Below are 12,677 nucleotides of genomic sequence, written 5' to 3' on the forward strand. Positions count from 1 at the left end.
GGAAGCCGGCCCCGGGGAAGACCTCAGTCCAGCACGCAGAGCACGTCGATCTCGACGAGCAGCTCACCCGGGAGGCCGACGTACACCGTCGTGCGGGCGGCGTGCGGGCCCTCGCCGATGAGCTCGTTGTAGACCTCGTTGAACGGCGCGAAGTGCGCGGTGTCGGTGAGGTAGACGCGCACCATGATCGCGTCGGCGAGGCTCGAACCCGCCTCCTTGAGCACGGCTTCGATGTTCTTGAACGTCTGCCGGGTCTGGCCCGCGACGTCGTCGCCGACGATCTCGTTCGTGGCCGGGTCGAAGGCCACCTGGCCCGCGACCTGCAGCAGGTTTCCCTTGCGGACGGCCTGCGAGAACTTCGCCGGCGGCTTCGGCGCGTTCTCGGTGGAAACTGCCGTCTTGCTCATCAGTGCCCCTTTCCGTTCCCCGTCCATCCACTGTGGACGGAAGCTTCGTCGGTCGCGGCCCGCAGGTCCGGGATCAGCGCGAGCAGGCCTTCGTAGTCGAGCAGCACCTTCGGCACCGACATCGACGCGGCGGCCAGGACTTCGCCGTCCGCGCCGCGCACCGGCGCCGCGACGCAGTGGATGAAGTCCTCGTGCTCGGCGTTGTCGACGGCGTACCCGAGCTGCGCGACCCGGTCCAGCTCGGCGAGGTAGTCCTCGGGCGTGGTGATCGTGTTGGGTGTCAGCACCGGGTACTCCATGGACCGGGCGATCTCCTCGCGTTTCGCGGAAGGCATCGCGGCGACCAGGACCTTGCCCACGGCGGTGCAGTGCAGCGGCGCGCGCTTGCCGACGCGCGAGTACATCCGCACCGAGTGGCGGCCCTCGTACTTGTCGATGTAGACGACTTCGCCGTCGTCGTAGCTGGCCAGGTGCACGGTGTGCCCGGTGCGGGCGTTGAGCGCGGCGAGCGCGGGCTGGGCGCTGCGCCGGACGTCGATCGAGTCGAGGGCCTGGTTGGCGAGGTCGAACATCGCGCTGCCGAGCCGGTAGTACCGGGTGCCCTCGCGGCGGACGAAGTGGTGCTGTTCGAGGGTGCGCAGCAGGCGCAGCACCGTCGACTTGTGGACGCCGATCTCCTCGGCGAGGTCGTCGAGGGTGCGCGCGTCCTTCGCGATCGAGTTCAGCAACGTCAGCGCCCGGTCCAAGCTTTGACTCACGTGCGCACCACACCCTCTCCGGTCAGCCGCGCCGAACTCCACTCGTCCGGGTCCGCGTGCAGCAGGGTATCCACGACCGTGTGCGGCAGCGGTACGCCGACGTCGTCGTGGGTGAGCAGGGTCGCGGCGGCCTGGAGGTGGCCCCGGCGCAGCCGTTCCAGTGGCGAAGCGCCGCGCAGGGTCGCGGCCAGGAAGCCCGCGGCGAACGCGTCGCCGGCGCCGACCGGTTCGACGACGTCGACGCGCAACGCCGGCGCGAACAGCGGCTCGCCTTCGACCAGGGTCGCGCCGCGTTCGCCGTGCTTGACGACCAGCGTGCGCGGGCCCGGCAGGAGGGCCCGCAGGGAAACCGGGTCGCCGGTCCCCCACACGTGCTGGGCCTCGTCGTCGCCGGTGAGGACGATGTCGGCCTGCCCGGCCAGGTCCGCGAGCAGACGGGGGTCGCGCCCGGCCCACAAGGCGGGCCGCAGGTTGACGTCGAAGGAGACGAGCCGGTCGCCGCGGGGCGCGTCCAGCAGCGCGCGCACCAGCGCGAGGCAGCTGTCGGACAGCGCGGGGGTGATGCCGGACAGGTGCAGCACGCGGACGCCGTCGAGATCGAGCCGATCCAGCAGCGAGGGGCCCATCCCGGACGCCGCCGAGCCGGCGCGGTAGTAGCGGACGGGGCTGCCGCCGGCGCCGCTTTCCTTGATGTAGAGCCCGGTCGGGCGCACCGGGTCGACGGAACACGCGCTGACGTCGACGCCGGCCGAGGCGATCTCGCGGAGCATCGCGCGACCGAACGGGTCGTCGCCGACCGCGCTCACCCAGCCGCTCGGGACACCGAGCGCGGGCAGGTGGCAGGCTACGTTCGACTCGGCGCCGCCGATGGTGCGCGTCCACTGGCGCACCTCGTCCGGCGGGCCGGGTTCGGCGGGCACGAACAGCGCCATCGTCTCGCCGACGCAGAGGACTTCGGGCCCGCTTGTCACTTTCCGTCTCCCCTGTCGTTCACCCCGTTGACCTGTGGCGACCCGGATGCTACACCTATGGCACTCAAAATGCGCAACAGTCGTTGCAACATACGCAACCGAGGTCGCCGCCGATGAACACACCCGCCCCCTGCTCGATCGACACCGCCGCGCTCGACGCCCTCCACCAGGAGCGCGTCGACTGGCGGTTCCGCTCGGCCGCGCCCGCACTGAGCGGGCTCACGCTGGGCGAGGCCGCGGAGCGGCGGCTCAACCTGTTCACCGACGGGTTCTTCGGGCCCTTCGTGGTGCTCGACGACGAAGCCCTCGAACACAACCTGCGGACGATGGCCGCCTGGTGCGCCGCCCGCGGCGTCGTGCTCGCCCCGCACGGCAAGACGACGATGGCCCCGCAGCTGTTCGCCCGCCAGATCGAGCACGGCGCGTGGGGCTTCACCTGCGCCAACGCCGGGCACCTGCGGATCTACCGCGCGTTCGGCGTCTCGCGGATCCTGCTGGCCAACCAGCTTCTCGACCCGAGCGGCCTGCGCTGGCTGGCGGCCGAGCTGGCCGCCGATCCCTCGTTCGAATTCATCTGTTGGGTCGACTCCGTCCGCGGCGTGGAGCTGATGACCGAGGCTCTCGAAGGCACCGGGCGGCCGGTGGACGTCCTCCTCGAGCTGGGCGCCGACGGCGGCCGCACCGGCGTCCGCGACACCGCGACCGCGCTGTCCGTCGCGGAAGCGGTGCACGCCAGCCCGGCGCTGCGGCTGCGCGGCACCGGCGGTTACGAGGGCGCGCTCTCGCACGGCACCGACGACGCCGCGCTCACCAAGATCAGCTCCTATGTGGACGGTCTGCGTGACCTCGCGATCACTTTCGCGGACAAGGGACTCCTCGAAGGCCAGATCATCGTCACCGCCGGCGGCAGCGCGTATTTCGACCAGGTGGCGAACGAACTCACCAAGCCGTGGCCGGACGGCCTGGACGTGCTCCCGGTGCTGCGCAGCGGCGCCTACATCACCCACGACGACGGCTTCTACCGCGAGATCTCCCCGCTCGGCGAGCACCCGCGCATCGACGGCGTCGAGTCGTTCCGCCCGGCCCTGCGGGCGTGGGCCCAGGTGACGTCCAAGCCGTCGGACACCCTCGCGCTGCTGACCATCGGCAAGCGGGACGCCTCGTTCGACGAAGGCATGCCGGAGCCGCAGCTGCGCCGCACCCCGCGCGGCCCCGCGGAACCTCTCGAAAACCACGTCATCACGAAGATGAACGACCAGCACACCTTCCTCACGCTGCCCGCCGGGTCGCCGGTCGAGGTCGGCGACTGGATCGGGCTCGGCCTCTCGCACCCGTGCACGGTCTTCGACAAGTGGCCGCTCCTGCCGCTGACGGCGGCCGACGGCGAAACCGTCGTCGACCTCGTCCGGACGTGGTTCTGATGGACGTCGTCTTCCGCGGCGCACTGGTCGCCGACGGCACCGGGGACGCGCTCACGCGCCACGACGTCGGCATCACCGGCGGCCGGATCGCCAGTGTCGCGGAAGCCGGTTCGCTGGCCGGGAACCGGAACATCGACGCCGACGGCCTGGTGCTCGCACCCGGGTTCATCGACATGCATTCGCACTCCGACCTGCAGCTGCTGGCCAACCCGGACCACCCGGCCAAGATCACCCAGGGCGTCACCACCGAGGTGCTGGGCCAGGACGGGCTGTCCTACGCGCCGGTCGACGACGTCGTCCTCGCGGCGCTGCGCCAGCAGCTCGCGGGCTGGAACGACGACCCGGCGGGCTTCGACTGGAACTGGCGCTCGGTCGGCGAGTACCTCGACCGCCTGGACCAGGGCGTCGCCGTCAACGCCGCCTACCTCGTGCCGCAGGGCACCGTGCGGATGCTCGCCGTCGGCTGGGACGACCGCCCGGCCACCGACGCCGAGCTGACGCGGATGAAGGAACTCGTCGCGACCGGCCTGGCCGAGGGCGCAATGGGGATGTCGTCGGGCCTCACCTACACCCCGGGGATGTACGCGGACACTGGCGAACTGGTCGAGCTGTGCCGCGTGGTCGGCGAAGGCGGCGGCTTCTACAGCCCGCACCACCGCAGCTACGGCAAGGGCGCACTGGAGGCGTTCGCCGAGATGATCGACGTCTCCCGGCGGTCGGGCTGCCCGCTGCACCTGGCCCACGCGACGATGAACTTCTCGGTGAACAAGGGCAAGGCGCCCGACCTGCTGAAGCTGCTGGACGAGGCGCTCGACGACGGCTGCGACGTCACCCTCGACACCTACCCGTACCTGCCGGGCGCGACCTACCTGTCCGCACTGTTGCCCAGCTGGGCCACCGAAGGCGGGCTCGACGCCACCCTGGCCCGGTTGTCCGATGCGGACACCCGCGAGCGGATCCGGGCCGAGATCGAGGAGTCCGGTTCGGACGGCGCGCACGGCGTCCCGATCGACTGGGACGCCATCGAGATCAACGGCGTCCGCAACGACCACAACGCCCACCTGGTGGGGCACAGTGTCGCCGGTTCGGCGCGCGCCGCGGGCCGCGAACCGGCGGCACTGTACTTCGACACGCTGCTCGACGAGCGCCTCGGCACGTCGTGCCTGATGCACGTCGGGCACGAGGAGAACGTCCAGGCGATCATGCGCCACCGGACGCACACCGGCGGCAGCGACGGCCTGCTCGTCGGCGCCCGCCCGCACCCGCGGGCCTGGGGCACGTTCCCCCGTTACCTGGCCCGGTACGTCCGCGAACTGGGCGTGCTGGACCTCGCCGAGTGCGTCGCCCACCTCACCGGGCGGGCCGCGCGCCGGCTGCGGCTGACCGACCGCGGGCTCGTCCGCGCCGGGTACGCCGCCGATCTCGTCCTGTTCGACCCGGAGTCGGTCACCGACACCGCCACCTTCGACGACCCGCGGCAGGCCGCCGCGGGTTTCACGCACGTGTTCGTCAACGGCGTCGCCGCCCTCGACGACGGCCGTCCCACCGGCGCCCTCGCCGGTGCGTCCCTGCGCAATCCCGGGAGAACCCGATGATCCACTGGCTGCAACACACCACGGGCGGGCTCCTCACCCTCGCCGCCGTCTCGATCGCCCTGCTGTTGCTGTTGATCATCAACGTCAAGGTCGAGCCGTTCATCGCCCTGATCGTGGTCAGCCTGCTCACCGCGCTCGCCGCCGGCCTGCCGGTCGGCACCCTCGTCGGCACCGCCCAGAAGACGTCGGACTCCTTGCTGGAAAAGGGGTTCGGCAGCATCCTCGGGCACATCACCGCGATCATCGGGCTCGGCACCCTGCTCGGGTCGATCCTGGAGAAGTCCGGCGGCGCCCGCGTGCTGACGTCGTCGCTGCTGCGGGCGTTCGGCGAAAAGCGCGCCCCGCTCGCGATGGGCGTGTCGGGCCTGATCTTCGGCATCCCGGTGTTCTTCGACATCGGCATCTTCGTGCTCGCGCCGCTGGTCTACGCCGCCGCCAAGCAGGGCGGCCGCTCGCTGGTGCTCTACGCCCTGCCGCTGCTGGCCGGCCTGTCGATCACGCACGCGTTCCTGCCGCCGCACCCCGGGCCGGTCGCGGCCGCCGGGCTGCTGCACGTCGACCTCGGCTGGATCATCCTGATGGGGGCCATCTGCGGCATCCCGGCGTGGTTCGTCGGCGGCATCCTGTACTCGACGTGGATCGGCAAGAAGATCGACATCAAGATCCCCGAGGAGTTCGCGGACCTGGGCGGCGCCGACGACGAGCACGAGAACCCGCCGTCGCTCGGCCTGGTCGGCGGCATCATCGCGGTGCCGCTGGTGCTGATCCTGGCCGGCACGTTCGGCAGCATCTGGCTGCCCAAGGGCTCGACGCTGGCCGGGGTCGCCGCGTTCATCGGGACGCCCGCCGTCGCGCTGACCATCGCGGTACTCCTGGCGTCGTGGCTGCTCGGGCACCGGCGGGGGATCAACGGCAAGCAGCTCGGCGAGCTGTCCGCCGCGGCACTGCGGCCGGTCGCGATGATCCTGCTGGTCGTCGGCGCGGGCGCGTTCTTCGGCGCGGTGCTCTCGGCCACCGGCATCGGCACCGCCGTCGCCAAGTCGCTGGGGGACGCCGGCCTGCCGGTGATCCTCGCCTCGTACGTGATCAGCTGCGGCATGCGGATCGCCCAGGGATCCGCGACGGTGGCCATCGTGACCACGAGTGGCATCGTCGCGCCGACCGTCGCCGAGCTGCACTACTCCCAGGCACAGCTGGCGCTCATCGTCGTGGCCATCTCGGCCGGGTCGATCATCGCCTCGCACGTCAACGACGGCGGGTTCTGGATCGTCTCGCGCTACTTCGGAATGACCGTCCCGGAGACGCTGAAGACGTGGACCGCGCTGGAGACGGTGCTTTCGGTGTCGGGCTTCGCGGTCGCCGCACTGGCCATGCTCGTGGTCTAGACCACAAGCGATTTTCGACTACACTGGACCGATACGCCGCCACGTTCGCCGTCACCGATACCCTTGGGAGACACCACGATGGCCGAGCTTTCCCGTCGCACGTTCCTCGGCGCGGCCGGTGCCGCCGGCGCCGCCACCGTCCTCGGCGCGCAGTTCGCGTCCGCCGCCGCGCAGGTCTGCACCGCTGGAGCCACGGTGTACGTCGGCAGTTACACCACCGGAGCGGACGGCCACGGCCTGGACGTCACGAGCCGTTCCGGCGCCGCGCTGACCCGGGTCCGCACGGTGCCGGGGATCAGCGACACGTCCTGGTTCGGCCGCGGCGCCGACGGCAAGACGCTGTACGTCACCAACGAAGGTGACCCGAACGGCTTCGTCTCGGCGCTGGACATCACCGACGTCACGAACCCGAAGCCGCTCAACAAGGTCTCGTCGAAGGGCAGCGCGCCGACGCACCTGAGCGTGCACTCGAGCGGGAAGTTCGTGCTGGCGGCCAACTACGGCACCGGCAGCGTCGTGGTGCTGCCGATCCTGGCCGGCGGGAAACTCGGCACCGCCACGGATCTGGCCCAGCACCGGGGAACCGACCGCGCGCCGAACGCGCACCAGGTCGTCAACGACCCGAGCGGCCGCTGGGTCCTCTCGGTCGACCTCGGCGCGGACTCGGTGTACGTCTACACGCTCGACGTCGCCACCGGGAAGCTTTCGCAGCACCAGCAGCTGAAGCTGCCCACCGGCGCCGGGCCGCGGCACCTCGTGTTCGACCCCACCGGGAAGTTCGCCTACATCGTGCAGGAGCTGCGTCCCGAGATCACGGTGGCGAGCTGGGACGCCGCGGCAGGCACGCTGAAGGCCCTGTCGGTCGTCCCGGCGGTGCCCGCGGGCAGCACCGGCGACCTGTACCCCGGCGAGATCGCCGTGTCGCGCGACGGGAAGTTCGTCTACGCCACCGTCCGCGGGCCCAACACCCTGGCCACGTTCGCCGTCTCCGGCGGCGGCGCCACGCTCAAGCTGGTGTCCACTGTGTCCAGTGGCGGCAACTGGCCGCGGCACGTGTCCCTCGACCCGGCCGAAGCCTGGTTCTACGTCGCGAACCAGCGCTCCGGCACCGTCACCTGGCTGCCTCGCGACCCTGCCACCGGCCTGCCCGGCGCCGTCGCCGGAAGCCTGGCCGTCGGCAGCGTCAACTCCACCTACTTCGTCTGAGCACCAGCCTCGTGAGTGGTTAGGGCGGTTCTAACCGCCCTAACCACTCACGAGCGCACCCCACTGGAGGGACCCATGAGACTGCGCCGCACCCTGCCCGTCGTCGCCGGCCTCGCGTTGCTGGCCGGCTGCGCCCCCACCCAGTCCGCGCCCGCGAGCAACGGCGGGGACGACAAGACCGGCACCGTCCGCGTCTGGCTGTTCGACGAAGCCAACCGCGCGCCGAAGGAGGCGGCGGTCAAGGACGCGATCACCGAGTTCAAGGCCGCGCACCAGGGCGTCGAGGTCGACGTCCAGTGGGTGCCGGTCGAAGGCCGCGCCGACAAGTTCTCCGGCGCCTTCACCGATCCGGCGAGCGCCCCGGACGCCGCCGAGTTCGGCAACACGGACGTCTCCAGCTACGCCGCCACCGGCGCGCTCGCCGACCTGACCGGCGACCTCGCGTCGTGGAGCGAGGGCAAGGACCTCATCCCGACCGTCGTCGACACGGCGAAGTCCGGCGGCAAGACCTACGGCCTGCCCTGGTACACCGGCATCCGCGCGTTGTACTACCGCACCGACGTCTTCACCGAGCTGGGCCTCACGCCGCCGACGACGCTCTCCGAGCTGACCGACGACGCCCGCAGGATCCGCGCCGCGAAGCCCGATCTCTACGGCATCTCCGTCGGCGGCAAGTACACCTACGCGATGCTGCCGTTCCTCTGGGCCAACGGCGGCGAGCTGGCGCAGGAGAGCGACGGCAAGTGGAAGTCGGCGGTGACCGGTGAGCAGGCCAGGGCCGGCCTCACGCAGTACGCGAACCTGCTCAAGGACGACATCTGCCCGCCCGCGCAGTGCGCGAACCTGACCGGCACGCAGAGCGTCACGGCGTTCGCCGGCGGCAAGGCCGGGATGACGATCGGCGGCGACTTCAACCGCAAGGCCGTCGACCAGGGCGCGGTCAAGGGCAAGTACGCGGTCGTGCCGATCCCGGGCACCACGGCGGGCAGCGTCGCCCCGGCGTTCGCCGGCGGCAACCTGCTGGGCGTCTTCAACGCCAGCAAGCACCGCGGCCTGGCGCTGGAGTTCATCGAGCTGCTCGGCGGCGCGAAGTACCAGGAGAAGATGTACACCGCGATGGGCAACCTGCCGACGCTGAGCACCGTCCAGCAGAAGATCGCCGCGAACGACCCGTTCCTCAAGCCGTTCGTCGACACCCTCAAGGCGGGCACGAAGTTCGTCCCGGCGACGCCGGCGTGGTCCAAGATCGACAGCCAGAACGTGCTGCCGACCGCCGTGCAGCAGGTCGCCACCGGCGGCAAGGATCCGGCCGCCGCGCTGAGCGACGCCGCCGCCGCGATGGACAAGGCCTTCGGGTAGTGGTGGCACAGCAAGTCCGTCCCGTCGCGACGCGCGTCAAGGCGCCGCGACGGCGGCGGGACGGCCGGGCCGCGATCCTGTACCTGCTGCCCGCGGGGATCCTGCTCGCCGCGCTGCTCGCGTACCCGATCTACGAGCTGGTCCTGATCTCGTTCTACGACTACGGCCAGCCACAGGCCGCGGGCAACGCGCCGCTGGTGTACCTAGGTTTCGCGAACTACGCCGACCTGCTCTCGCAGGTGCAGTTCTGGACGGTGCTCGGCAACACGATCGGGTTCGCCGCGGCCTGCGTGCTCGGCGGCCTGCTGGTCGGCACCGGGCTCGCGGTCCTCGCGAGCCGGGTGCGCTCGCTCCCCCGGACGCTGCTGTTCCTCGCCGCGCTCGGCGCGTGGTCGACCCCGGCGATCGCCGGCTCCTACGTCTGGCTGTTCCTCTTCGACACCGACTTCGGCCTGGTCAACGAGGTGCTCTCGGGCATCGGGCTGCCCTTCGAGCACCACTCCTGGACGTTCGGCACGCTCGGCGCGTTCGGCCTGGTCGCCGCCGAGGTGATCTGGTGCTCGTTCCCGTTCGTCATGGTGACGATGTACGCCGGGATCAAGGGCATCCCGGACGAGGTGCTCGAAGCCGCGTCGCTCGACGGCGCGTCGGCGTGGCGCTCGACGTGGACGATCGTGCTGCCGATGGTGCGGCCGCTGCTGATGATCGCCACCGTCCAGTCGATCATCTGGGACTTCAAGGTGTTCACCCAGATCTACGTGATGACCAACGGCGGCGGGGTCGCCGGGCGCAACCTGGTCCTCAACGTCTACGCCTACCAGCAGGCCTTCGCCGGTCAGGAATACGGCCTGGGCTCGGCGATCGGAGTCGTCATGACGCTGTTGCTGCTGTCGGTCACCGGGCTCTACGTCCGCTCGCAGCGCCGGAGCGCGGCATGGCTGTGATCCCGCGACGCCGCGTTCGCCGTCCCGGCCGGCTGATCGCCGAGATCGTCACGGTCGTGATCGCCGGGATCGTCGCGTTCCCGCTGTACTGGATGCTGCTCTCGGCGTTCAAGCCACCGGGCGAGATCCAGTCGGCGAACCCGAAGCCGTGGACGTTCAGCCCGTCGTTCGACAACTTCCAGCGGGTGCTCACGGTGTCCGGCTTCGGGCGGTTCTTCCTGAACAGCCTGGTGGTGGCGCTGGTCGTCGTGGTGCTGTCGCTGCTGCTGTCGTTCCTTTCGGCGGTCGCGCTGACGCGGTTCTCGTTCAAGGGCCGGACCGTGCTGCTGGTGATGATCCTGGTGGCGCAGATGGTGCCGGTGGAGGCGCTGACCATCCCCTTGTTCTTCCTGATGCGCCAGATCGGCGGCGTGGCACCGGCGTTCGGGCTGAACGAGCTGGGTTCGCTGGTACTGGTGCACCTGGCGTTCAGCCTGCCGTTCGCGATCTGGATGCTGCGCGGGTTCGTCGCGGCGGTACCGGTGGAGCTCGAAGAGGCGGCGAAGATCGACGGCGCGTCGCGGATGCGGTTCACCTGGCAGATCTTGTTCCCACTGGTCGCGCCCGGTCTGGTGGCGGTGAGCGTGCTGGCGTTCATCCACGCGTGGAACGACTTCCTGTTCGCCAAGACGTTCATCATCTCCAAGACCGAGAACCAGACGCTGCCGCAGGCGATCCTGGTGTTCTTCAAGCCGGAGGACACCGACTGGGGCGCGGTGATGGCGTCGTCCACCCTGATGACCATCCCGGTGCTGGTGTTCTTCGTCCTCGTCCAACGACGGCTGGTGTCCGGCATGGCCGGCGCCGTGAAGGGCTGACATGTCTTTCGACGCACTGCTCCCCCGCCCGGTTTCGGTGACGCCCGCGGCGGGTTCGTGCCCGTGGCCGTCCTCTGTGGACGTTCGTGCCGGAGACCTGCCCGCGGAGGGCTACCGGTTGGAGATCTCGCCGTCCGGGGTCGTGTTGTCGTGTGCCGACGCCGCCGGGGAGTTCTACGGGCGGCAGACGTTGCGGCAGCTCGCCGGACCTGACGCGTTCCGCGCGGCTTCGCTCGGCGGGTCCCTCTCGATCCCGTGTGGGGTCATCGAGGACCAGCCGCGGTTCGGCTGGCGCGGCTGCCTGCTCGACGTCGCCCGGCACTTCCGGACCAAGGCCGAGGTGCTGCGGTTCGTCGATCTGCTGGCGGCGCACAAGCTGAACGTGCTGAACCTGCACCTGACCGACGACCAGGGCTGGCGCTTCGAGGTTCCGGCGTTTCCCCGGTTGACGTCGGTGGGCGGCTGGCGGCCGTCGTCGATGGCCGGCAGCGGGGGCGCGCAGGACGGCCGTCCGCACGGCGGCTTCTACACGGGCGACGACCTGCGCGAAATCGTGGCTTACGCGTCCGAGCGCGCGATCACGGTGGTGCCGGAGATCGACATCCCGGGCCACGCGCGCGCGGCGCTGGCGGCCTACCCTTCACTGGGCACTGAGGAGTCCTACGAGATCTGGACCGCCTGGGGCATCAGCACTTCGCTGCTTTCGCCGACGAAGTCCACATTGGACTTCTTCCGCCGGGTGTTCGACCATCTGCTGGAGATCTTCCCGTCGCGGGTGATCGCCCTGGGCGGCGACGAGACGCCGGGAGCGACCGGCGAGCACCGCGAGTTCGTCCGGCTGCTGGCCGAGCACCTGGTGTCCCGCGGCCGGACGCCGATGGGCTGGGACGAGGTCCTCGACATCGGCGGCCTGCCCCCGATGGTGATCGGCTCCTGGCAGAACGAGACCGCCGGCCAGCAGGCCGCCGCGGCCGGGCACGACGTCGTGATGTGCCCCGAGCAGCACGTGTACCTGGACCACCGCCAGTCGCCGCACCCGGACGAGCCGATCCCGGTCGGCGAGGTGCACACCCTGGAGGACGTCTACGCGTACGAGCCGGCGTTGACCGGTCCGCGGCTGCGGGGTGTGCAGGCCCAGGTGTGGAGCGAGCACTTGGACAGCGTGCGGCGGGTGGACTACATGGCTTTCCCGCGGCTGTCGGCTTTTGCGGAGGTGGCGTGGAGCAGCGGGCCCCGGGACTATGCCGAGTTCCTGCCTCGGCTGCGGGACCACCACCTGCCGCGGCTGGACGCGCTCGGTGTGGAGTACCGGCCGTTGGACGGGCCACTGCCGTGGCAGACCCGGCCGGGGGTGCCGGGCCGGCCGCGCTGACGGTTTACAGCCGATACTCCGGCAGTACCCACTCGGTGAGCAGGTCGGCCGCGTCGGCCACGGCGTCCTCGTCTTTCTCCCGGCCTTCGGCGCGCAAGAAGAGGATCGTGTAGAGAAGCTCCTGGTACAGGTCTTCGCGTTTCACGCCGCGCTCGAGCTGCTCGACGAGGAGCGGCCTGATCTCGAGAACGTCCAGACCGGCTTCCACGGAAGCGATCAGCCTGGCGCGGAACTCGCCGCCATCCATCATCCGGTTGCCGCCCTCTCCTCGGGACTCCCGGGGTGATCGCTCCACCGGCGCGGGTTCCTGCCCTCCCAGAGCAGCCCCCACCCTCTCGGGGGGGGCGTCCCCGGTCCAGTCTATCGGCGGGTGCCGACGGAACCGGCCGAAAGCCGGTCTGC

General features: G+C 70.6%; 12 protein-coding genes. 8 read left to right on the forward strand and 4 right to left on the reverse strand.

Annotated features, from left to right (window positions below; genetic code table 11):
- Positions 1–23 precede the first annotated feature (23 nt).
- From OHS18_RS15080 to OHS18_RS15090, 3 genes are read right to left on the reverse strand one after another with little or no spacing between them, the layout of a single operon-like run.
- Positions 24–407: a RidA family protein gene (locus OHS18_RS15080; protein WP_323337905.1), complete on the reverse strand. Its 384-nt coding sequence runs from the start codon at positions 405–407 to the stop codon at positions 24–26.
- Positions 407–1,165: an IclR family transcriptional regulator gene (locus OHS18_RS15085; protein ID WP_328617474.1), complete on the reverse strand. Its 759-nt coding sequence runs from the start codon at positions 1,163–1,165 to the stop codon at positions 407–409. The genes OHS18_RS15080 and OHS18_RS15085 overlap by 1 nt, the downstream gene beginning before the upstream one ends.
- Positions 1,162–2,136, reverse strand: a complete 975-nt coding sequence (locus tag OHS18_RS15090) for a sugar kinase (RefSeq protein WP_328452272.1) — start codon at positions 2,134–2,136, stop codon at positions 1,162–1,164. The genes OHS18_RS15085 and OHS18_RS15090 overlap by 4 nt, the downstream gene beginning before the upstream one ends.
- A gap of 113 nt (positions 2,137–2,249) precedes the next feature.
- Between OHS18_RS15090 and OHS18_RS15095 the strand changes: the two genes are divergently transcribed.
- The 8 genes from OHS18_RS15095 (at position 2,250) to OHS18_RS15130 (ending at position 12,275) form a co-directional block, all read left to right on the forward strand.
- On the forward strand, positions 2,250–3,557 hold the full coding sequence (locus tag OHS18_RS15095; RefSeq protein ID WP_328617475.1) for an amino acid deaminase: 1,308 nt from the start codon (positions 2,250–2,252) through the stop codon (positions 3,555–3,557).
- Positions 3,557–5,152 carry an N-acyl-D-amino-acid deacylase family protein gene (locus OHS18_RS15100; protein ID WP_328617476.1) on the forward strand — a complete coding sequence of 532 codons (1,596 nt, stop codon included), beginning with the start codon at positions 3,557–3,559 and terminating at the stop codon, positions 5,150–5,152. The genes OHS18_RS15095 and OHS18_RS15100 overlap by 1 nt, the downstream gene beginning before the upstream one ends.
- Positions 5,149–6,537, forward strand: a complete 1,389-nt coding sequence (locus OHS18_RS15105) for a GntP family permease (RefSeq protein ID WP_328617477.1) — start codon at positions 5,149–5,151, stop codon at positions 6,535–6,537. Before OHS18_RS15100 ends, OHS18_RS15105 begins: the two co-directional genes overlap by 4 nt.
- Before the next feature lie 78 nt (positions 6,538–6,615).
- Entirely contained in the window at positions 6,616–7,743 is a 1,128-nt protein-coding gene (locus OHS18_RS15110; protein WP_328452264.1) for a lactonase family protein, read from the forward strand.
- A 75-nt stretch (positions 7,744–7,818) separates the two neighbouring features.
- Positions 7,819–9,102: an extracellular solute-binding protein gene (locus tag OHS18_RS15115; protein WP_328452262.1), complete on the forward strand. Its 1,284-nt coding sequence runs from the start codon at positions 7,819–7,821 to the stop codon at positions 9,100–9,102.
- Positions 9,102–10,046, forward strand: a complete 945-nt coding sequence (locus OHS18_RS15120; protein ID WP_328452260.1) for a carbohydrate ABC transporter permease — start codon at positions 9,102–9,104, stop codon at positions 10,044–10,046. The genes OHS18_RS15115 and OHS18_RS15120 overlap by 1 nt, the downstream gene beginning before the upstream one ends.
- A complete protein-coding gene (locus OHS18_RS15125) occupies positions 10,037–10,903 on the forward strand; it encodes a carbohydrate ABC transporter permease (protein WP_328452258.1) in 867 nt (288 codons plus the stop codon). The genes OHS18_RS15120 and OHS18_RS15125 overlap by 10 nt, the downstream gene beginning before the upstream one ends.
- Before the next feature lies 1 nt (position 10,904).
- Entirely contained in the window at positions 10,905–12,275 is a 1,371-nt protein-coding gene (locus OHS18_RS15130; RefSeq protein WP_328617478.1) for a beta-N-acetylhexosaminidase, read from the forward strand.
- 4 nt (positions 12,276–12,279) lie between these two features.
- Here OHS18_RS15130 and OHS18_RS15135 read toward each other — a convergent pair whose 3' ends face one another.
- A complete protein-coding gene (locus OHS18_RS15135) occupies positions 12,280–12,570 on the reverse strand; it encodes a hypothetical protein (RefSeq protein ID WP_328617479.1) in 291 nt (96 codons plus the stop codon).
- Positions 12,571–12,677 lie beyond the last annotated feature (107 nt).

It is taken from the genome of Amycolatopsis sp. NBC_00355, from assembly GCF_036104975.1.
Taxonomy (GTDB): domain Bacteria; phylum Actinomycetota; class Actinomycetes; order Mycobacteriales; family Pseudonocardiaceae; genus Amycolatopsis.